The sequence below is a fragment of the Franconibacter daqui genome, from assembly GCF_014644275.1.
Taxonomy (GTDB): Bacteria; Pseudomonadota; Gammaproteobacteria; order Enterobacterales; family Enterobacteriaceae; genus Franconibacter; species Franconibacter pulveris.
The window spans coordinates 1,037,718-1,057,495 of sequence record NZ_BMKJ01000001.1 but is presented as its reverse complement, the minus strand read 5'-3'; the positions used below and the strand labels follow the sequence as shown (position 1 = coordinate 1,057,495).

The 19,778-nt window shown below is 61.9% G+C and carries 19 protein-coding genes; 7 read left to right on the top strand and 12 right to left on the bottom strand.

All coding sequences use genetic code 11. The features are described 5' to 3' along the window. Positions 1 to 42: 42 nt before the first annotated feature. The 9 genes from hycI to hycA all read right to left on the bottom strand — a co-directional run bounded on the left by hycI (position 43) and on the right by hycA (position 7,842). A complete protein-coding gene (gene hycI / locus IEX01_RS05085; protein ID WP_024559366.1) occupies positions 43 to 510 on the bottom strand; it encodes a hydrogenase maturation peptidase HycI in 468 nt (155 codons plus the stop codon). Continuing rightward, positions 503 to 910: a formate hydrogenlyase maturation HycH family protein gene (locus tag IEX01_RS05080; RefSeq protein ID WP_024559365.1), complete on the bottom strand. Its 408-nt coding sequence runs from the start codon at positions 908 to 910 to the stop codon at positions 503 to 505. Before IEX01_RS05080 ends, hycI begins: the two co-directional genes overlap by 8 nt. Continuing rightward, positions 907 to 1,674, bottom strand: coding sequence for an NADH-quinone oxidoreductase subunit B family protein (locus IEX01_RS05075; protein ID WP_024559364.1), 768 nt, complete (start codon positions 1,672 to 1,674; stop codon positions 907 to 909). Before IEX01_RS05075 ends, IEX01_RS05080 begins: the two co-directional genes overlap by 4 nt. Then, complete coding sequence (locus IEX01_RS05070; RefSeq protein WP_024559363.1) at positions 1,671 to 2,213, bottom strand: formate hydrogenlyase complex iron-sulfur subunit; 543 nt, start codon at positions 2,211 to 2,213, stop codon at positions 1,671 to 1,673. Before IEX01_RS05070 ends, IEX01_RS05075 begins: the two co-directional genes overlap by 4 nt. 12 nt (positions 2,214 to 2,225) lie before the next feature. Further along, positions 2,226 to 3,935 (bottom strand): hydrogenase large subunit, encoded by a 1,710-nt coding sequence (locus IEX01_RS05065; RefSeq protein WP_024559362.1) that lies wholly within the window; start codon positions 3,933 to 3,935, stop codon positions 2,226 to 2,228. Positions 3,936 to 3,950: 15 nt separating this feature from the next. After that, positions 3,951 to 4,877, bottom strand: a complete 927-nt coding sequence (locus IEX01_RS05060; protein WP_188723359.1) for a respiratory chain complex I subunit 1 family protein — start codon at positions 4,875 to 4,877, stop codon at positions 3,951 to 3,953. 1 nt (position 4,878) lies between these two features. Then, positions 4,879 to 6,699, bottom strand: coding sequence for a formate hydrogenlyase subunit 3 (gene hycC / locus IEX01_RS05055; protein ID WP_188723358.1), 1,821 nt, complete (start codon positions 6,697 to 6,699; stop codon positions 4,879 to 4,881). Beyond that, positions 6,696 to 7,304, bottom strand: a complete 609-nt coding sequence (locus IEX01_RS05050; protein WP_024559359.1) for a 4Fe-4S dicluster domain-containing protein — start codon at positions 7,302 to 7,304, stop codon at positions 6,696 to 6,698. Before IEX01_RS05050 ends, hycC begins: the two co-directional genes overlap by 4 nt. 70 nt (positions 7,305 to 7,374) lie before the next feature. After that, on the bottom strand, positions 7,375 to 7,842 hold the full coding sequence (hycA, locus tag IEX01_RS05045) for a formate hydrogenlyase regulator HycA (protein ID WP_024559358.1): 468 nt from the start codon (positions 7,840 to 7,842) through the stop codon (positions 7,375 to 7,377). A 221-nt stretch (positions 7,843 to 8,063) separates the two neighbouring features. On the opposite strand from hycA, the gene hypA reads away from it, so the two are divergent. The 7 genes from hypA to IEX01_RS05010 all read left to right on the top strand — a co-directional run bounded on the left by hypA (position 8,064) and on the right by IEX01_RS05010 (position 16,352). Next, a complete protein-coding gene (gene hypA, locus IEX01_RS05040) occupies positions 8,064 to 8,414 on the top strand; it encodes a hydrogenase maturation nickel metallochaperone HypA (RefSeq protein WP_024559357.1) in 351 nt (116 codons plus the stop codon). A 2-nt stretch (positions 8,415 to 8,416) separates the two neighbouring features. Next, complete coding sequence (gene hypB, locus IEX01_RS05035) at positions 8,417 to 9,283, top strand: hydrogenase nickel incorporation protein HypB (protein WP_188723357.1); 867 nt, start codon at positions 8,417 to 8,419, stop codon at positions 9,281 to 9,283. Next, complete coding sequence (locus tag IEX01_RS05030; RefSeq protein ID WP_024559355.1) at positions 9,274 to 9,552, top strand: HypC/HybG/HupF family hydrogenase formation chaperone; 279 nt, start codon at positions 9,274 to 9,276, stop codon at positions 9,550 to 9,552. Before hypB ends, IEX01_RS05030 begins: the two co-directional genes overlap by 10 nt. Continuing rightward, complete coding sequence (gene hypD, locus IEX01_RS05025) at positions 9,552 to 10,673, top strand: hydrogenase formation protein HypD (RefSeq protein ID WP_188723733.1); 1,122 nt, start codon at positions 9,552 to 9,554, stop codon at positions 10,671 to 10,673. The genes IEX01_RS05030 and hypD overlap by 1 nt, the downstream gene beginning before the upstream one ends. Further along, entirely contained in the window at positions 10,670 to 11,680 is a 1,011-nt protein-coding gene (hypE, locus tag IEX01_RS05020) for a hydrogenase expression/formation protein HypE (protein WP_188723356.1), read from the top strand. Before hypD ends, hypE begins: the two co-directional genes overlap by 4 nt. 94 nt (positions 11,681 to 11,774) lie before the next feature. Then, the gene (flhA, locus tag IEX01_RS05015) at positions 11,775 to 13,856 is read left to right on the top strand and encodes a formate hydrogenlyase transcriptional activator FlhA (RefSeq protein WP_188723355.1); all 2,082 of its coding nucleotides are present in this window, start codon (positions 11,775 to 11,777) and stop codon (positions 13,854 to 13,856) included. Positions 13,857 to 15,587: 1,731 nt separating this feature from the next. Next, the gene (locus IEX01_RS05010; RefSeq protein ID WP_188723354.1) at positions 15,588 to 16,352 is read left to right on the top strand and encodes a gamma-glutamyl-gamma-aminobutyrate hydrolase family protein; all 765 of its coding nucleotides are present in this window, start codon (positions 15,588 to 15,590) and stop codon (positions 16,350 to 16,352) included. Positions 16,353 to 16,473: 121 nt separating this feature from the next. Here IEX01_RS05010 and IEX01_RS05005 read toward each other — a convergent pair whose 3' ends face one another. The 3 genes from IEX01_RS05005 to IEX01_RS04995 all read right to left on the bottom strand — a co-directional run bounded on the left by IEX01_RS05005 (position 16,474) and on the right by IEX01_RS04995 (position 19,726). After that, on the bottom strand, positions 16,474 to 17,892 hold the full coding sequence (locus IEX01_RS05005) for an APC family permease (RefSeq protein WP_188723353.1): 1,419 nt from the start codon (positions 17,890 to 17,892) through the stop codon (positions 16,474 to 16,476). Continuing rightward, positions 17,882 to 18,070: a hypothetical protein gene (locus IEX01_RS21505; protein WP_024559142.1), complete on the bottom strand. Its 189-nt coding sequence runs from the start codon at positions 18,068 to 18,070 to the stop codon at positions 17,882 to 17,884. Before IEX01_RS21505 ends, IEX01_RS05005 begins: the two co-directional genes overlap by 11 nt. Positions 18,071 to 18,307: 237 nt before the next feature. Continuing rightward, positions 18,308 to 19,726 carry a glutamine synthetase family protein gene (locus IEX01_RS04995; RefSeq protein WP_188723352.1) on the bottom strand — a complete coding sequence of 473 codons (1,419 nt, stop codon included), beginning with the start codon at positions 19,724 to 19,726 and terminating at the stop codon, positions 18,308 to 18,310. Between the last annotated feature and the right edge of the window lie 52 nt (positions 19,727 to 19,778).

The window sequence follows — 19,778 nt, the reverse complement described above, 5'->3', positions numbered from 1 at the left end:
CCTCTTCCCAAAGGGGCAACAGAGCAAACCCGGCGGTTGGCGCTACGCCTCCCCGCCGAGGGCAACAAATCCCCCGCTCCCCTGCCAGTCGGCCAGCCTCTGATAAACGTCCTCCACGCTGCGTTTCACCGCCTCGGTCATTGGGTAATAAAAGCCGACAATATCAGGCTGAATGCCAAGAAAAAGCACCTCGCCCACCGCGTCCTGGAGCTGCTCCACCAGATAGTTGAGCGGCATGTTGTGGGTCGTCATCATGAACATGTCGGCAATGTCGTTCGGGTCGATAAGCCGGATATCGCCGGGGTTCAGCCCCATGTCGGTGGCATCGACTATCAACAGCCGGTCCGGGCGCAGCGCGCGGATGGCGCCAATGTCGTTTTCCGGCGCGCTGCCGCCGTCTATCAGCTGCCAGTTTCCCCGCGGCGCGGCGCGGCATTTCTCCGCCAGCAGCGGCCCTGCGCCGTCGTCGCCCATCATGCTGTTGCCCACGCATAACAAAACGTCAGTCACGATCCCTCCTTACCATGACGTAGACCGCCGGCTCCTGTTGAATCGCCTGCAATAGGCTCAGCAGCTCACGGCTCCAGGCCTGCTGCGACGCGCTCTGGCGAGGCAGCGCCTCATCAAACGCTGTCGCCAGCAGTGTCACATGGCTCTGGTCGATAACGATTTCGCCGTAGCGCGGCACGCCTTCCATCTTGCGCCGCGCCTCGCCCGGCTCAAGCGTGCCGATCCACGTCTGATAATCCGCAAACGGGCAGACCAGCGTCGCCTTCAGGCAGTCGATCACCCCTAAATGGTGGCCAATCGCCAGGCTGTAGTAGATAACCTGCTGCGCCTGCGGCGGCGTGGCGTCGTTCTCGTCGATAAACTTGCGGCTGAGTCGGCTGAATACCACCTTTTCCGTCATCCGATGCGCTCCCGATCCACCACCTCATTGAGGCGGTGCACTATCTCGCTCAGGCGCGGATCGTTTTCCTGCTCCAGCCAGCGCGCCACGCTGTTATGCCCGTTTGCGAGGTGGCGCATAAAATCGTCGGCAATCTGGCGACCGTAGCGGTAACCCGCGAGCCGCCGCGCGGCGCGGTCCACCCTCACCCGCAATGGCTGCACCATCTCCGGGTGCAGGATCTGCGCAGGCTGGTTATCCTCTTCGCCCGGCAGGCGCGCATGAATTTTCTGCTCCAGCAGCCCCAGCGCCATGGCGAAGCCATACAGCGTGGCGGCGGGGGTCGGCGGGCAGCCGGGAATATACACATCCACCGGCACTATCTTGTCCGTGCCGCCCCACACGCAGTAGAGATCGTGGAAGATGCCGCCGCTGTTGCCGCAGGCGCCGTAGGAGATGCAGATTTTCGGGTCGGGCGCCGATTCAAAGGCACGCAGCGCGGGCGAGCGCATGGCGCGCGTCACCGCGCCGGTAAAGAGCAGAATGTCGGCATGGCGCGGGGAAGGCACAACTTTAATGCCGAAGCGTTCGGCGTCGAACAGCGGCGAAAGCGTGGCGAAAATTTCAATCTCGCAGCCGTTGCACCCGCCGCAGTCCACCCGGTAAACGTAAGCGGAGCGCCGGATATTTTTCAGCAGCGACGTTTTCATGCGCGCGATAGATTCATCAACGGTGAGCGGCGTCGGAATGTTGTTCTCGTCGCGAGGGCCGAGCAAATTCATCAGATGGCCTCCTTCAGTTCGCGGGTCAGATCGATGCGATCGGACGGCGCAAGCCCCTGCTGGCGCTTGCAGTCGGGACAGGTTTCAACGCCTTCGCGGTGGCGCTCGGCGCGGGCATCGCCGTTATGCGCCAGCAGCGCAATCACATAATCAATCTCCTTTTGCACCGCAAACGGCTGCGCGCAAACGCGACAGCGGCAGAGAGCAAAACGCGCCTGCTGGAGAAAATCCTCCTTGCGCCACACGGCGAGCTCATACTCCGGCGTCAGGCGAATGGCCGCGGTCGGGCAAACCTCTTCGCAGCGGCCACAGAAAATGCAGCGCCCAAGGTTGAATTGCCAGGCGAGCTGCCCCGCCGCGAGGTCGGTCTCCACCGTCAGGGCGTTGGAGGGGCAAGCGTTCACGCACGCGGCGCAGCCGATGCACTGCTGCGGGTTATGCTGCGGCTTGCCGCGAAAGTTTTTATCGACCGGCATCGGCTCAAGCGGATATGCGCGGGTCGCCACGCCGGTTTTTAAGGCTTTTTTGATAAAGGTAAACATGCGGGCCTTCCCCTATTTCAGCGGCGAGTTTTTGCGCTCAATGCTATAGCGCTCCAGTTCTTTGTAAGGCACCACCTGGCTTTTCTTCTTGCGCACGTCCACCACCGTCATGCGGTCGGTGCAGGAGTAGCACGGGTCGAGGCTGCCAATAATCAGCGGCGCGTCGGAAACCGCGTTGCCGCGCAGCATATAGCGCAGCGTCGGCCAGTTGGCATAGGTCGCCGCCCGGCAGCGCCAGCGGTAGAGCTTCTGGTTGTCGCCGGTCATGCTCCAGTGAATGTCGTCGCCGCGCGGCGCTTCGCAAAAGCCCAGCGCGAAGCGGTTCGGGATATAGGTAAACCCTTCCACCATCAGCGGGCCGCCGGGCAGGTTATCAAGGCCGAAGTCGATCAGGTTAAGCGCGGTGAAGACCTCGTTAATGCGCACTTTAAGGCGCGAGATAACATCGCAGCCCTGCTCGCTGTGCACCTCGACCGGCAGCAGCCCGTAGCCGGCAAAGGGGTGATCGGCGCGGGTGTCGCGGGCATGGCCGCTGGCGCGGACCATCGGGCCGACATTGCTGAAGTCGCGGGCGATCTGCGGGTCGAGCCGCCCCACGCCCACGGTGCGCTGCTCTATGTTCGGCGTGCTGAGCAATACATCCACCAGATCCTTAACCTCGCGGCGCATCTGCTGCGCCAGCTGACGCGTCTGGATCATGTCCTCTTTCAGCAGGTCGCGGCGAATGCCGCCAATCAGGTTCAGGCCGTAAGTTTTGCGCGCGCCGGTCAGGATCTCCGCCATCTTCATGGAGGTTTCGCGCACGCGGAAAAACTGCATAAACCCGGAATCAAAGCCGACGAAGTGGCAGGCGAGGCCGAGGTTCAGCAGATGGCTGTGCAGCCGCTCCACCTCCAGCAGAATGGCGCGGATCGTCTGCGCCCGCTCCGGCACCTGAATGCCCATCGCGTTCTCCACCGACGTGGTGTAGGCGGTGCTGTGGGCAAAGCCGCAGATGCCGCAGACGCGGTCGGAAAGAAAGGTCACTTCGTTGTAACCCATGCGCGTTTCGGCGAGCTTTTCCATGCCGCGGTGCACATAAAAGAGCCGGTAATCGGCGTCGATAATATTTTCGCCGTCGACAAACAGCCGGAAGTGGCCCGGTTCATCCGAGGTGACATGGAGCGGGCCAATCGGCACCACGTTGTTTTTGGCGTCACCCAGCTCGTTAATGAACTCGTAGGTCTCTTTATCGCTGGTCGGCGCCGGGCGCTGGCGGTAATCCATACTGTCTTTACGCAGCGGATAGAGCGAGTCCGGCCAGTCGTCCGGCAGCACCAGGCGACGTTCGTCCGGCAGTCCTGTCGGCACCAGGCCGTACATGTCGCGCACTTCGCGCTCGCCCCAGACGGCGGCAGGCACGCGCGGCGTAACGGACGGGAACTCCGGTTTATTCGCATCCACCTCTACCCGCACCGTTATCCAGCATTTTGTCCCCTGCTCCATGGAGAGCACGTAATAGACGGCAAAACTGCCGCAAAGCTTGCGCTCGTCGTTGCCAAACAGCACCGACAGCCAGCCGCCTTGCTGGTAGTAGAGAAACTCCACCACCTCAGGCAGATAATTGAGCTTCACCGTCACGGTGAGCTGGTCGCGGGTTTGCCAGGCCTCATCCAGCACCACGCCAGGAAACGCCTCGTGCAGCGCGCGCAGATAGTGTTGACCCACTTTTTCTTCAGACATCGTTCAGTTCTCTTATCACGCCGCCAGCAAGGAGACGACAGCTAAAAAAGCCAGGCCAAATCCGGCCCAGGTGACGCGGGAGGCGGCGCCAAAGCGCAGGCGCGCCATGCTGTTTTCAAACAGCGCGATGATGAGCACGCCAGACAGTAGCTTCGCTACCGCCGCGACGACAGCCAGCAGAAGGCCGCCCATGCTGAAATGCGGCATCTGCCCCCAGGGCAGAAACACGCCGACAAACATCTGCAACACCACCAGTTGCTTGAGGCTCACACCCCACTTAAGCAGCGCGAAGCCCGCGCCGCTGTACTCGGACAGCGGCCCTTCCTGCAGCTCCTGCTCCGCCTCGGCTAAGTCGAACGGCAGCTTGCCCATCTCAATAAACGTGGCGAAGGCGCAGGCGGCGAGCGCCAGTAGCAGCGGCAGGCTGTGGGCGACGGGCCAGTGGTAAACCATCGCGGCGATATGGCTGATATGCGTCGAGCCCGCCACCTGCGCCGCGGTCCACAGGCCGAGCAGCAACATCGGCTCGACCAGCACGCCGAGCATCGCCTCGCGGCTCGCCCCTATCGCCGTAAACGGGCTACCGGTATCCAGCCCGGCGATGGCGAAAAAGAAGCGGGCGATGGCGAAGAGATAGATAAGCGTGATGAGATCGCCAACGCCGGGCAGCGGCGAGGCGAGCGTCACCACCGGCAAGGCGGTGGCGATGGTGAACATCACCGCTATCATCACCAGCGGCATCAGGCGGAACACCCATCCTGAGGCCGCCGGGGCCACGCTCTGGCGGCCCAGCAGCTTGAAGAGATCCCGGTACTCCTGCATCACGCCCGGGCCGCGGCGGTTATGCAGCCGGGCGCGGCAGACGCGCGTGACGCCGGACAGCAGCGGCGCGCAGGCAAAAAGAATGAGCGCCTGCGCCAGAGGGAAAATAACGTTCTGCATTTCAGACTCCCCGTGAAATGACAACAACCAGCAGCACCGCCAGTTCGATAACCGCCAGGCGGCGGCACAGCACAGGACTGGCGTTGCGCCAGCCCGGCGCCACCAGACTCATGGAACGACGAAGCGCGATGACCGGCGCGAAGGCGGCTCTCACCGGCTGGGCGAAGCCGTGGGCGGTAATCACCATCGCCGACTCATGCTCATAGCCGCAGACCCAGGCGCCGCCGCGGGTGCGGGCGGGCAACCTGTCGCCTTTCAGCAGCGTCAGCAGCAGGAACGGCAGCAGCAGCGAGCCGAGCAGCAGCAGCGTTATCATCAGCTGAGCAACGCCTGTGTGAGCGGTGACCAGCGGCAGCGGTACGGCGTTATGCAGCAGCGGCAGCAGCCAGGGCGCGCCAACGCCGCCCGCCACGCAGCAGAGCGCGCAAAGGGCCGCGCTCAGCGTCATTGGCCAGGGCGCAGGCTGCGCGTTTTCCGCCTCTGCGGTTCTCGCCGCGCCAAGGAAGGTGACGCCGTACACCTTCGCCATGCACATCACCGCCAGCGCGCCGGTAATGGCGAGACCCACCGCCAGCAACGGCCCGCACAAGCGCGCGGCAAACGGCGCAAGCTGACCCAGGCGGAAGAAAGATTGATAGATAACCCACTCCCCGGCGAAGCCGTTCAGCGGCGGCAACGCCGCCATTGCCATCAGCCCCACCAGCATGGCGAGCGAGATAACCGGCATCTTTTTACCGATGCCGCCGAGCTTTTCGATATCGCGATGCCCGGTGCGAAACCACACCGCGCCCGCGCCCAGAAAGAGCGTGGTTTTGAACAGGCTGTGATTAAAGAGATGGTAAAGACCGCCGGTCATGCCGAGCGCAATCAGCACCGGCTCGCGAAGCGCCAGGCCGGTGAGGCCCGCGCCAAGGCCCAGCAGGATAATGCCGATATTCTCAAGCGTGTGATAAGCCAGCAGGCGGTGGATATTGTGCTCCATCAGCGCGTAAAGCCCGCCGATAAAGGCGGTCAGCATGCCAAGCAGCATCACCAGCACGCCCCACCACAGCGGCAGCGCGCTGTCGATGAGCGACATCATCAGCAGGCCGTAAAGCCCCACCTTCAGCACCACGGCAGAAAAGAGCGCGGCGGCCGGACTCCCCGCCTGGGCATGCGCCTGCACGACGCCGCCATGCAGCGGCACAAGGCCCGCCAGCAAGCCAAAGCCCGCAAGCCCCAGCAGACGAACGCCGTCGCCGAGCGGCTGAGGGGCGGTGAGCTCATGCAACTGCGTAAAGTTCAGCGTGCCATACTGTCGCCACAGCAGCCCGCAGGCGAAAATCAGCAGCAGCGTGCCGCAGCGCCCGAGCGCGAACCAGAGCTTGCCTGCGCCGCTCTCGCCGGTTAGAAAAACGGCGGCAAGGCTCATTATCTCCGCCATGACCACCAGGGTGGCGAGGTTATCCGCGGTGACCGCAAGCGTGGCGGCGGCCAGCAGCAGGTTCAGCAGCCAGCCTTCGGTTCGCGGCGCGCCCGGGCGATCGCCCGCAAGCTGAAAGAGACTGACAAAAAAGCCCGGCAGGCCAAAAGCCAGCAGCCAGACGCTGTTGAGCGGCCCCAACTGTACGGTGAAGTGCCCTATGCCAAGCGCAGCGATGGTCGCCGGGCGCAGCTCGCCCAGCACCAGCGCCCCCGCCGTCAGCGCGCCAAGGCTGCCGAGCAATCCGCTCGCCGCCGCGACGAACGCGCTCAGCGGCTTATGCGGGCGCAGCAGCAGCGAAAGCAGCGCGCCGCCGAGAAATATCGCCAGCGCCCCATTCAGTAAAGTCACGATGCTCATGCGTTTCCTCTGCTTATGTCAGGCAACTGCGACAGATCGCCGAAGTCGGAATAGAGCGTCAGCTCGCGTTTGCGGCGGCTGGCGCGGGCGATGTCGTGGTTATCGACAAGCCTTAACGCGTTGGTCGGGCAGGTGCGCACGCACGCCGGGCCCGCGTCGTCAAAGGCGCATAAATCGCACTTCACCGCCACGGCGCGTATGCCGGGCGTCCAGTCGAGAAAAGCGCCGACGTGGGCCGGCGCCGGGGGCGCAGGGGGCGCCTTCGGGCTGTTGACGTTGGCGGGAACATGCAACGGACGGCTGCCGGAGAATTCAATCGCGCCAAACGGGCAGGCAATACCGCAAAGCTTGCAGCTTACGCACAGGCTCTCATTGAGCTGGACCGCCCCCGCCTCGCGGTTAATGGCGTTTACCGGGCAGACCTGGGCGCAAGGCGCATCTTCGCAGTGGCGGCAAAGCTGCGGCGCGGAGTCTTTTTCATTGCGCATCACCTGCAGGCGCGGTCGGGACTGCAGACCGTGCAGGCGATGGGTCTCTGCGCAGGCGGCTTCGCAGGTGCGACAGCCGATGCAGAGCGAAGAGTCAGCAAGGATAAAACGATTCACCAGTCATTCCTCAGGTGAGACATTTTTGACGAAATGTGTCGACGTCGACAGTCGCCGACACGTAAACGTGTCAGGCCACGTCAGGCTTGCGTGGGTTCGCCAGCAGCGCGCTGATGCGCAGCGGCGCATCGCCCTGCACCGCCTCATACAGCCCCTCATACACGGCGCTGATTTTATTGAGGTAATGCTCAAGCACGCGCTCGCGGTCGCGGATATCCACCGCGCCATCAAGCAGCCCGTTCTGGTCCAGCCGGGCGCTGGCGATGCAGGCCTGCTCACGCCCGTCGCGGCTCTCCACGAGATAGTTAATGGTGTGGCAGTTAAAGCCTTCGGCCTGCTCCACGCGAATAACGAAGTGGTCGAAGAGAAAGAAGCTGAGCCCGGTCTGCGGCTCGCAGCCCATGGCGTGATGCAGCTTATGTTTCGACAGGGTGATGGCCTGGACCAGGGTATTGCAGTAGGTATGCCAGTGCGACTGCAGGCTGCGGTGACGATCCGCGATAAATTCTGCTTTCTGGCTTAGTTCGGAAAGGATCATGGCGTAACTCTCATTTACGGGTAGCAGTCCCGTTTAGCATGAACCGTGCCATTTTTTATCCCATTGTATTTTAATGACTTTATTTAGAATGACAGCGTCTGTGCGCTGTCATGACGTGTCATTTCGACAGCCTCGACACCCTTTCTGCCGACACCGTTTTTCCTCTGGCACCGTTATTGCATTGCCCGTCCAGGGCGTCGGCCCATGGCTTCGGAGGTTTTATGCATGAACTCACCCTCTGCCAGCGGACGGTAGAAATTATTGAACAACAGGCGCAGCGGCTCGGCGCGCGGCGGGTGACCGGCGTCTGGCTGGAAATCGGCGCGTTTTCCTGCGTTGAGCAAAGCGCGCTGGCGTTCTGCTTTGAGCTGGTGTGCCGCGATACCTGCGCGCAAGGCTGCGCGCTGCATCTGGCGCAACAGGCGGCGGAGTGCTGGTGTCATGACTGCGAGCAGCATGTTCATCTGCTGACCCAGCGCGTCAGGCGCTGTCCGCAGTGTAACGGCGTGAACCTGCGCATCGTCGCGGACGACGGCGTGCAGATCAAACGCCTGGAAATCGAACAGGAGTAGCTATGTGTACCACCTGCGGTTGCGAACACGGCAACCTTTATATCGAAGGGGATGAACGCAACCCCCACTCGGCGTTTCGCGCCGCCCCCTTCGTTCCGGCAGCCCGCACTCAGGCCGCTATCACCAACGTTAATCTGTTTATCCCCGCCGTCGCCCCGCAGGGCGATCTGCATTACGGACGCGGCGAAGCGGGCACCCACGCGCCGGGGCTAAGCCAGCGCAAGATGGTGGAGATTGAAATTAATGTGCTGGAGAAAAATAACCGGCTGGCGCAGCGCAACCGCCAGCGCCTGAACGAACGGCGACAGCTGGGGTTAAACCTTGTTTCCAGCCCCGGCTCCGGCAAAACCACCCTGCTGACGGAAACCCTGAAGCGGCTGCACGGTAAAACGGCCTGTGCCGTCATTGAAGGCGACCAGCAAACGGTGAACGACGCCGAGCGCATCCGCGCGACCGGCACCCCCGCGCTTCAGGTGAATACCGGTAAAGGCTGCCATCTGGATGCGCAGATGGTGGCCGACGCCATGACCCGGCTCCCCCTCGCTGATGGCGGCATTCTGTTTATTGAAAACGTCGGCAACCTGGTCTGCCCGGCGGGGTTCGATCTTGGCGAACGGCATAAGGTGGCGGTGCTCTCCGTGACCGAGGGCGAAGACAAGCCGCTTAAATATCCGCACATGTTCGCCGCCGCCTCGCTGCTGCTGCTGAATAAAATCGACCTGCTGCCTTACCTCGATTTCGACGTGGAAAAATGTCTGGCCTGCGCGCGCGAGGTCAACCCGGATATCGACATCCTGCTGGTTTCCGCCACCAAAGGCGACGGCATGGAGGCCTGGCTCGCCTGGCTGGAGGCGCAGCGATGTGCATAGGCATTCCCGGGCGGATTTGCGAACTGGGCGAGGGTAACCTCGCCCGCGTTGAGGTCAGCGGCGTGAAGCGCGAGGTGGATCTTACGCTTGTCGGCACCCATGACGAACATGGCGCGCCGCGTCTTGGCCAGTGGGTGCTGGTGCATGTCGGCTTCGCCATGAGCCTGATTAACGAACAAGAGGCGCTGGATACCCTCGATGCGCTGCAAAACATGTTTGACGTGGAGCCGGACGTCGGCCCGCTGCTCTACGGCGAGGAGGCATGCTGATGCGCTATGTGGATGAATACCGCGAGCCGCAGCGGGTAATGCAGCTTATCGACAGGCTGCGCGAGCGGGCGGCGCGGCTGCCCTGGAGCGCTGAACGGCCGCTGCGCATTATGGAGGTGTGCGGCGGACACACCCACGCCATTTTCAAATTCGGGCTGGACCAGTTGCTGCCAGAGAACGTTGAGTTTATTCACGGCCCCGGCTGCCCGGTCTGCGTACTGCCGATGGGGCGCATCGACAGCTGCATTGAAATCGCCGAGCGCCCTGGCGTTATCTTCTGCACCTTCGGCGACGCCCTGCGGGTGCCGGGGAAAAACGGCTCGCTGTTGCAGGCGAAAGCGCGCGGCGCGGATGTGCGCATCGTCTATTCGCCCCTGGACGCGCTGAAGATTGCCGAAGAAAACCCGCAGCGCGACGTGGCGTTCTTCGGCCTGGGTTTTGAAACCACCATGCCCGCCACCGCCCTGACGCTTCGGCAGGCGAAAGCCCGCGGCGTGGAAAACTTCTTTTTCTTCTGTCAGCACATCACGCTGATCCCAACCCTTGCCAGCCTGCTTTCGCAACCGGATAACGGCATCGATGCGTTTCTCGCACCAGGGCATGTCAGCATGGTTATCGGCATCGCCCGCTACGATTTTATCGCCACGCAATATCAGCGGCCGCTGGTCGTGGCGGGCTTTGAACCGATGGACTTGCTGCAGGGCGTGCTGATGCTGGTGGAGCAGAAAATCGCCGGGCGGAGCCGGGTGGAAAACCAGTACCGCCGCGTGGTGCCGGACGCGGGCAACCCGGCGGCGCAGCACGCTATTGATGATGTTTTTTGTGTGGAAGGCGACAGCGAATGGCGCGGGCTCGGCGTGATAAACGGCTCGGGGGTCAAGCTTCGCGAAGCGTACCAACGCTTTGACGCCGAGGCCCGCTTTGCGCCCCGTAAGCACCAGGTCAGCGATGACCCGCAGGCGCGCTGCGGCGAGGTGCTGACCGGGCGCTGCAAACCCGCGCAGTGCCCGCTGTTCGGCGCGCGCTGCAACCCGCAAAACGCCTTCGGCGCGCTGATGGTCTCCTCAGAGGGGGCTTGCGCGGCGTGGTATCAGTACCGTTCTCAGGAGTGTGAAGCATGAACACCATTACCCTCGCCCACGGCAGCGGCGGCCAGGCGATGCAGCAGTTAATCGGCCAACTTTTTATGCGGGCGTTCGCTAATCCCTGGCTTGACGAACAGGAAGATCAGGCACGCCTGCCGCTTGCGGAGCTCACCGCGCGCGGCGATCGCCTGGCGTTTTCCACTGACAGCTACGTCATCGACCCGCTCTTTTTTCCCGGCGGCGATATCGGCAAGCTCGCCGTCTGCGGCACGGCTAACGACGTGGCGGTCAGCGGCGCGCTCCCGCGCTGGCTCTCCTGCGGCTTTATTCTTGAAGAGGGGCTTGCGTTGGCGACGCTTGAGCGCGTGGTGAACAGCATGGCGGCAACCGCCCGCGAAGCGGGGATAGAGATTGTGACCGGCGATACCAAGGTGGTGCCGCGCGGCGCGGCGGATAAGCTTTTTATCAACACCGCCGGGCTGGGGGCGATTCCGGCGACGATTCACTGGAGCGCCGCTTCGCTGACGCCGGGCGACCTGCTGCTGGTTTCCGGCACGCTCGGCGACCATGGCGCCACTATCCTTAATCTGCGTGAGGAGCTGGGGCTTGAAGGGGCGCTTTCGAGCGACTGCGCCCTGCTCTCGCCGCTGATTGAGGCGCTGTGCCCGATCCGGGGAGTGAAAGCGCTGCGCGACGCCACCCGCGGCGGCGTTAACGCGGTGATGCATGAGTTCGCCGCCAGCAGCGGCTGCGGCATGGCGCTTCAGGAGAAGGCGTTGCCGCTTAAGCCGTCGGTACGCGGCGTGTGCGAGCTGCTGGGACTGGACGCCCTTAACTTCGCCAATGAAGGAAAGCTGGTGATTGGCGTGGCGCGGGAAGCGGCGCAACAGGCGCTGGAGACGATGAAGGCGCATCCGCTGGGGCGTGACGCCGCGATAGTCGGCGAAGTCACCGCCAGCGCGGGCGTGCGGCTTTGCGGGCTCTACGGCGTGAAGCGCACGCTTGATCTGCCGCATAGCGAACCGTTGCCGCGGATCTGCTAAAGCCTGTTCCTGCGCAAAAAACCATTAATTAGCCTTTAGTTATTATAGTGCTTTGCTTGTTTCGCCTTTTGCGAAACCTTTCCGGATGAGTCTAATGTCATACACTCCCATGAGCGATCTCGGCCAGCAGGGGCTGTTCGATATCACCCGCACGTTATTGCAACAGCCGGATCTCTGCGCGCTGGCGGAAGCGCTGAAAACGCTGGTGAAAAGTTCTGGCATGGCGGATCGGGTTAATATCCTGCTTTACCACCCTAAGCATCAGCGGGTCTGTTTTTACAGCGTCGATAACCTCGGCAAAGCGGTGCAGTACGAAGATGAAACCGTGCTTTCCCACGGTCCGGTTCGCCGGGTGCTCTCCCGCCCGGAGGTGCTGCATTGCGACTATCAAGAGTTCGCCGAGACCTGGCCGCCACTCGCGGCGCTGGCCCTCTACCCGCCCTTCGGCCACTACTGCCTGGCGCCGCTTGCCGCCGAGGGGCACATTTTTGGCGGCTGCGAGTTTATTCGCAACGCCAACACGCCGTGGAGCGAAAACGAGTACTCCCGGCTGCAAACCCTGACGCAAATCGTCAGCGTGGCGGCAGAGCAGATCCAGACGCGCGTGGGCGATAATCAGAATTACCAGCTGCTGTGCCGGGAGCGCGACGACTTTCGCATTCTGGTGGCGATTACCAACGCCGTGCTGTCAAAGCTGCATCTCGATGAGCTTGTCACCGAGATCTCGCGCGAGATTCATTACTACTTCAACATCGACTCGGTCAGCGTGGTGCTGCCCTCGCCCCGCAAGGGCAAGCTCACCATCTGGTCCACCCACTACGTTGACGAAGCCGCGCCGCTGCACGACCAGAGCGAAGTTACCGCAAAAGGCACCCTTTCAGAACGGGTGCTGAAGAGCCGCGAAATGCTGCTGGTTAACCTGCACCAGCGCGACGAACTCGCCCCTTATGAACGCATGCTGTTTGAAATGTGGGGCAACCAGATCCAGACGCTCTGCCTGCTGCCGCTGATGTTTGGCGATAAAATGCTCGGCGTGCTGAAGCTTGCCCAGTGTGAGGAGCATATTTTCACCGCCGCCAACCTGAAGCTGCTGCGCCAGATTGCCGAGCGCATCGCCATCGCGGTCGATAACGCGCTCGCCTACCAGGAGATCCACCGGCTAAAAGAGCGGCTGGTGGATGAAAACCTGGCGCTGACCGAGCAGATAAACAACGTACCGGCGGATTTCGGCGAGATTATTGGCCGCTCTGACGCGATGACCGCGGTGATGAAGCAGGTGGAAATGGTGGCGAAAAGCGACAGCACGGTGCTTATCCTCGGCGAAACCGGCACCGGCAAAGAGCTTATCGCCCGCGCTATTCACAACCTCAGCGAGCGCAACGGGCGGCGGATGGTGAAACTCAACTGCGCCGCCATGCCCTCGGGCCTGCTGGAGAGCGACCTTTTCGGCCATGAGCGCGGCGCATTTACCGGCGCCAGCGCCCAGCGTATCGGCCGTTTTGAGCTGGCGGACAAGAGCAGCCTGTTTCTTGACGAAGTGGGCGATATGCCGCTGGAGCTGCAACCAAAGCTGCTGCGCGTGTTGCAGGAACAGGAGTTCGAGCGGCTCGGCAGCAACAAAGTGATTCAGACCGACGTACGGCTTATCGCCGCCACTAATCGCGACCTGCGCCAGATGGTGGCCGACCGGGAGTTTCGCAGCGACCTCTACTACCGCCTGAACGTTTTTCCCATCAACCTGCCGCCGCTGCGCGAGCGCCCGGAAGATATCCCGCTGCTGGTAAAAGCCTTCACCTTTAAAATCGCCCGTCGCCTCGGGCGCAGCATCGACAGCATTCCCGCCGAAACGCTGCACGCCTTAAGCCAGATGGAGTGGCAGGGCAACGTGCGCGAGCTGGAGAATGTGATTGAGCGCGCGGTGCTGCTGACGCGCGGCAACGTCTTGCAGCTTTCGCTGCCGGAAGTGGCCTTCACCGCCCCGAAGAAAGCGACGCTGACGCCCGCGACCGACGAGATGCGGGAGGGCGAAGATGAATATCAGCGCATTGTGCGGGTGCTGAAGGAGACCAACGGCGTCATCGCCGGGCCTAAAGGCGCGGCGCAGCGTCTGGGGGTGAAGCGCACCACGCTGCTTTCGCGCATGAAGCGGCTGGGGATAGAGAAGGATGCGCTGTAGCGCTGCCCTACGGGGCGGGGACCTGGCGGCGCAGACGCTGCGTTTCCCGGGATGGGTTGGCGTTTTCTGAGATGAATAGGCGTGGGCGGTGAAGGGTGGCGTTGTATGACGTGCATATGTGCGGGCGATAAAGGGTTTCGTTCGCCAGAGCGTTGTTTTCATATGTCATCTCTTTTCCCGCGAACGTGCCAGGGGGCTCAAAGCCAGCCCCCTGGCAACCCCGGCTCCCGGCGCGCAAAATCGACCCCTTCGGGGCAGACCTTCCGGTCTGTCATCTGGCTTCGGGTCGGCAGGACGGCACATCCCTGTGCCGACCTGCCTCTGGCCGTTCCCGACGGCCAGCCCCGGCCATCCGCCCGCCCGGAAGGCGATTTTGAGGCCGGATAAACGTCATCGCTGACAGGTTGATTAAAACAGTCGTGGTGGTGTTGCTGTGGGGCAGGACACGTTTTGGTGGTTCGCAGGGTAAGCAAGCGCCGCGCCAGTCGCCGGGTTTTCTCCCTCGCCCCTCGGGGAGAGGGATGGGGTGAGAGGCACAGATGGCTCAGGTGCCGGGCTTCGCAGGACGGGTTGGCGCTGCACCAACCGCTATGCTGCGTTTTCTGAGATGAATATGCGTGGGCGGTGAAGGGCTCCGTTCGCCAGAGCGTTGTCTTTATATGTCATCGCCACTCACGCGAACGTGCCAGGGGGCTTCGCCGCCAGCCCCCTGGCAACCCCGGCTCCCGGCTCGCAAAATCGACCCCTGCGGGGCAGACCTTCCGGTCTGTCATCTGGCTTCGGGTCGGCAGGACGGCACATCCCTGTGCCGACCCGCCTCTGGCCGTTCCCGACGGCCAGCCCCGGCCATCCGCCCGCCCGGAAGGCGATTTTGAGGCCGGATAAACGTCATCGCTGACAGGTTGATTAAAACAGTCGTGGTGGTGTTGCTGTGGGGCAGGACACGTTTTGGTGGTTCGCAGGGTAAGCAAGCGCCGCGCCAGTCGCCGGTTTTCCCCCTCGCCCCTTTGGGGAGAGGGCCGGGGTGAGGGGAAATGACGGCGCGGCCGTACCCCAGCCGTTAAAGCGAAGCATCTCCTGTAACCAAAATAAAAATCCCGCAGCGGAGAGTTTGAATCCGGCCTCAAAATCGCCTCAACTTTTTCACGGTGGCCGGGGCGCACCGGTCGGACCCGGTGCGAGGGCATGTCGGCACAGGGACGTGCCGTCATGCCCGACCCGAAGCCAGCGGGGAAAAGATGAGGTTTCCCGCTTCAGCGGGCGATTTTGCGTGCCGGGAGCCGGGATTGTTAAGGGGGCGGCGGCGAGCCCCCTTAACACGTTCGCGTAAAGGAAGGGTGCATATGAAAACAATGCTCTGGCGAACGGAACCCTTCACCTCCCGAACATATATCCTGAGGGAGTAAGGCTCAGCGCCTGCCCCCCCTCCCCCCGGCTCTCTCCCCAAAGGGGCGAGGGGGAAACCCACGGGCGGCGGCGAGCCCCCTTAACACGTTCGCGTGAAGGAAGAGTACATATGAAAACAACGCTCCGGCGAACGGAACCCTTCACCACCCACGCATATTCATCTCAGAAAATGCCAACCCACCCGGTGAAGCGCAGCGTCTGCGCCGCCTGCTCTCCCCAACAAACGAACCCCTTGACTCCTCTCAAAACCGATTAAAATTAATACTTATTACAGACGCGGGAACACCCGTAACAAAGCAGGCGCCGGAGCGCCAGGAGAGGGCTATGCAACAACCTTTAATCGGCGTGACCGCCTGCCGCTGGGAGCATAACGGTCAATATTTCCATGTGGCGGGCGATAAATATCTGCGCGCGGTGGTGTTTGGCGCCAGCGCCCTGCCGGTTATCGTGCCTGCTTTTGGCGACCTTATCGCGCCGGAAAGCTGGTTCGCGCGGCTCGACGGCCTGCTGTTTACCGGCTCGCCAAGCAACGTAAACCCCGATCTTTACGGCCATACGCTGCACGTGCTGAACACTCATAGCGACATGGCGCGCGACGCCACGACCCTGCCGCTGCTGCGTGCCGCCATTGAAGCGGGCGTGCCGCTGCTCGCTATCTGCCGCGGCTTTCAGGAGCTTAACGTGGCGCTGGGAGGCACGCTGCATCAGGCGGTGCATACGGCGGGGCCATGGGCGGATCACCGGGAAGATCCCAACGCCGACCTGGCGGAACAATATGGGCCAGCACATATCATTCATACCGAGCCGGGCGGCGTGCTGGAAGAACTTGGCCTGCCGCCAAAGTTTGAGGTGAACTCGCTGCATACGCAGGGGATTGAAACGCTGGCGCCAGGCTTGCGGATAGAAGCGCGAGCGCCAGACGGATTGATTGAAGCGGTATCGGTGGAAAGCGCTCGCGCGTTCGCTGTCGGCGTGCAGTTTCATCCGGAGTGGCAGGTGCAGCATAACCCGCACTACCTGACCCTGTTCCGCGCCTTTTCTAAAGCCTGCATAGCCCGCGCCACGCAGCGAGCGCGAGGAGACGTTTAATCACCCCTGCCGGGCGGCGCTGCCTGCGCGTCTCACCCTACCCCTCTATTTAGAGGGGCGAGGAATACTGTCAGGCCATGGCTTCAGACGTATCCCCCGGTTGAAGCCATGGCGGTTGGCCCTACGCTGACCCGGGAGACCCAGCGCCTGCGCCGTCCTCCTGCTCCTCCACCCGTTCGCCCTTAAACATTGGCGGCGGCTGGCGGAAACGGCGGGTCAGCCACGTCAGGTAGCCCACGCCGAGCGCCGCCCAGATAAGCCCCATCACCAGCGAGCTTTTCTCCAGGTTCAGCCACAGCACCGCGACCGTCAGCGCGCCTACCAGCGGCAGGATCAGGTAGTGAAACTTGTCGCGCCAGGTTTTGTTGCGCCCTTCGCGCAGGAAGAAGTGGTTCACGACCGAAAGATTTACGAAGGTAAAAGCCACCAGCGCGCCGAAGTTAATCAGCGCCGTGGCGGTGACGAGATCGAAAGAGAGCGACGTCAGCGCCACAATGCCCACCAGGATGACGTTCAGCGCCGGGGTGCGCCATTTCGGGTGCACGTAACCGAACACTTTTTCCGGGAAGACATTATCGCGCCCCATCACATACAGCAGGCGGGAGACGCTGGCGTGCGAAGCCAGCCCCGACGCGAGCGTATTAACGAACGTACAGCAGAGGAAAATAGACTGGAACAGCTTACCGCCAACATAGAGCGCAATCTCCGGCAGCGCGGCGTCCGGCTCTTTAAAGCGGCTCATGGTCGGGAAGAAAAGCTGAATAAAAAACGACGCGGCAATGAAGATAACCCCGCCATAGAGTGCGGTGAGGAAAATCGCCCGCGGGATCGTTTTGCCGGCGTTAGGCGTCTCTTCCGAAAGCGTGGTGACGGCGTCAAAACCCAGGAACGAAAAGCAGACAATCGTCGCCCCGGTGATGATGGGGATAAGCTGCGCGTTTTCGCTGACGAACGGTGAAAGCGACCAGACCGTGCCCACGCCTTCGCCTTTATGCAGCCCGTGCACGACGAGGAAGATAAACACCGCGATAATCGCCACCTGCACACCCACAAACAGCGTGTTGAAGTTCGCCACCAGATTGACGCTTTTGAGATTCGCAAGGGTCATGATGCCGACATAAAGCACCACCCAGATCCATTGCGGCACTTCCGGGAACATGGCGGAGAGATAGAGCTTCGCCAGCAGGACGTTGATCATCGGCAGGAAAAGGTAATCCAGCAGCGAAGACCACCCCACCAGAAAGCCCACATGCGGGTTGATAGCCTGTTGGGCGTAGGTATAGGCGGAACCGGCGGTGGGAAAACGCTTTACCAGCTTGCCGTAACTGACCGCGGTAAAGAGCACGCCCGCCAGCGCCACCAGATACGAGGCGGGAACATGGCCGTCGCTAAGTCCCGACACGATGCCGAACGTATCGAATACCGTCATCGGCGTCAGGTAGGCGAGCCCCATCATGACGACCTGCCAGAGCTTGAGCGATTTGCGCAGCTGCGGTTTTGCCGCCGCCGTCGCGACATTGAGATCGTAGTTAATCGCCATGCCGGTTCCCCTCTTTTCCCTCTGCGGCAGAGGCGATGGGGAACCCGTCAGGCAAACGGGGAGAGAAATGACTCAGGGAGAGCTTGCCGCTGAAGGCGGCGCAGCGGTTCGCCGGCCCGTATTTACTGCGGCTCAGGCGAAGGCCTGTGCGCGGCGGATAGACATAAACATGCACCATCTCTTTTTCCTCGTAACGTATCCTGAACGTCGTAGTCAACCGTGGCCGCGCTTAGCTCCTTCGCGCGACACCGGAAAAAGCCGGCCTGTTCCGCCCGGCAACGCTCGCCGCTATCTTCCACAGAAGCGGCCTGTTATTTCTGTTTGTCGGACTGCGGCCTCGACAGGGTATTACGGGTAAAAGCTTCCCGGCCTGCGCAACAAAGGCAGGGAAGCGAGGTTGATTGTCAGCGGAAAATCAGGCGTTTTTCAGCATCCACTCAATTTCTGTTTCTGTGATTAAACGCTCAAACTGGATCAGCTCATCGTTCTTGCAGGCGTGGAACACGTCGCAGAAGCGGCCGCCGAGAAGTTCTCGCATGGCCGGATGAGCCTGGAATTCGTAAAGCGCATCGCTTTGACGAATCGGGAATGGCGCACCCTCTTGCTCAAGACCGTTACCCTCGACGGCCTCCGGCAAAGGGAGGTCATTATCCAGACCCTGCAGGGCGCCCGCAAGTACCGCGGCCATAACGAGATAAGGATTAGCGTCCGCCCCGGCTACGCGGTATTCAACGCGGTGGCTTTCGCGCTCCCCACAGGGGATGCGCAGCGCGACGGTGCGGTTGTTGTGGCCCCAGGAGGCCTGGGTCGGCACATACATGCCTGGCTGAAAACGGCGGTAGGAGTTTACGTTGGGGGCGAGCAGCGCCATCGAGGCAGGCATCAGGTCAATCATCCCTGCCAGCATCTTCTTTAATACCCCGGAGTCTTCGCCTTCGGCGTCCGCCAGCACGTTGACGCCTTTATCATTCACCACGCTAATATGAATGTGCATGCCGCTGCCGGCGTGCTCTTCGTAGGGCTTGGCCATAAAGGTGGCCTGCATGCCGTGCTTTTCCGCCACCTGTCGCACCAGGCGCTTGAGCGCCAGCGCGTGATCGCAGGCCTGCAGCACGTTACTGGTGTGATGAAGGTTGATTTCAAACTGGCCCGGCGAGGCTTCCGCCACCGCGCCGTCGGCGGGAATTTGCTGCAGGCGCGCCAGTTCGTCGATATCGCTCAGCACATCGGCGAAACGATCAAGGTTGTCGACGGAGTACACCTGGCTTTGGGTATTACGGTCCTGCGTACCGGGCGCGCAGGGCGGCTGAAGATAGCCTTCAGCGTCGCGCTGACGGTCAATTAAATAGAACTCCAGCTCTACCGCTACCACGGGGAACAGCCCGCGCTGGCGCAACTGCTGCCAGAGTCGGTTAAGCACGTTCCGTGGCTCAACGTCAAAGGGAGTACCATCTTCATCCTGCATCGTCAGCAACAGCTGACCTATATATTCAGGATCGGTGGTCGACGGCACCAGCGTGCCGGTTACCGGCACGCAGCGGCGATCCGGTTCGCCAAGCTCCTGCCCTAACCCAGCCTCTTCCACCACGTTGCCTAAAATGTCCATCGCGAAAACCGAGGCCGGGAAGTAGCATCCTTTTTCTACTTTACGCAGGCCTGATACGGGAATGCGTTTGCCGCGAAAACAGCCGTTTAAATCTGTGAGCATGACGTCGATATGTTCGGTCAGAGGATAGCGCTCCAGATAGGCTTTTACTTCGCGAGCAAACGCACTGCTTCGCCTCTCTTCATTGTGCTGCATGAAATTCTCAACTTCTACGATATTGGTTTCCATGATTCACCGCCGTTGTTGCCAGGAGTCCCGGTCTGTTGACTGCGACCGTTCG

Coding starts and splice junctions, on each gene's coding strand:
- IEX01_RS05080 (WP_024559365.1), bottom strand. CDS start 910: ATGACGGAAAAGGTGGTATTCAGCCGACTCAGCCGCAAGTTTATCGAC.
- IEX01_RS05070 (WP_024559363.1), bottom strand. CDS start 2,213: ATGTTTACCTTTATCAAAAAAGCCTTAAAAACCGGCGTGGCGACCCGC.
- IEX01_RS05065 (WP_024559362.1), bottom strand. CDS start 3,935: ATGTCTGAAGAAAAAGTGGGTCAACACTATCTGCGCGCGCTGCACGAG.
- IEX01_RS05060 (WP_188723359.1), bottom strand. CDS start 4,877: ATGCAGAACGTTATTTTCCCTCTGGCGCAGGCGCTCATTCTTTTTGCC.
- hycC (WP_188723358.1), bottom strand. CDS start 6,699: ATGAGCATCGTGACTTTACTGAATGGGGCGCTGGCGATATTTCTCGGC.
- hycA (WP_024559358.1), bottom strand. CDS start 7,842: ATGATCCTTTCCGAACTAAGCCAGAAAGCAGAATTTATCGCGGATCGT.
- hypA (WP_024559357.1), top strand. CDS start 8,064: ATGCATGAACTCACCCTCTGCCAGCGGACGGTAGAAATTATTGAACAA.
- hypB (WP_188723357.1), top strand. CDS start 8,417: ATGTGTACCACCTGCGGTTGCGAACACGGCAACCTTTATATCGAAGGG.
- IEX01_RS05030 (WP_024559355.1), top strand. CDS start 9,274: ATGTGCATAGGCATTCCCGGGCGGATTTGCGAACTGGGCGAGGGTAAC.
- hypD (WP_188723733.1), top strand. CDS start 9,552: ATGCGCTATGTGGATGAATACCGCGAGCCGCAGCGGGTAATGCAGCTT.
- hypE (WP_188723356.1), top strand. CDS start 10,670: ATGAACACCATTACCCTCGCCCACGGCAGCGGCGGCCAGGCGATGCAG.
- flhA (WP_188723355.1), top strand. CDS start 11,775: ATGTCATACACTCCCATGAGCGATCTCGGCCAGCAGGGGCTGTTCGAT.
- IEX01_RS05010 (WP_188723354.1), top strand. CDS start 15,588: ATGCAACAACCTTTAATCGGCGTGACCGCCTGCCGCTGGGAGCATAAC.
- IEX01_RS05005 (WP_188723353.1), bottom strand. CDS start 17,892: ATGGCGATTAACTACGATCTCAATGTCGCGACGGCGGCGGCAAAACCG.
- IEX01_RS21505 (WP_024559142.1), bottom strand. CDS start 18,070: ATGGTGCATGTTTATGTCTATCCGCCGCGCACAGGCCTTCGCCTGAGC.
- IEX01_RS04995 (WP_188723352.1), bottom strand. CDS start 19,726: ATGGAAACCAATATCGTAGAAGTTGAGAATTTCATGCAGCACAATGAA.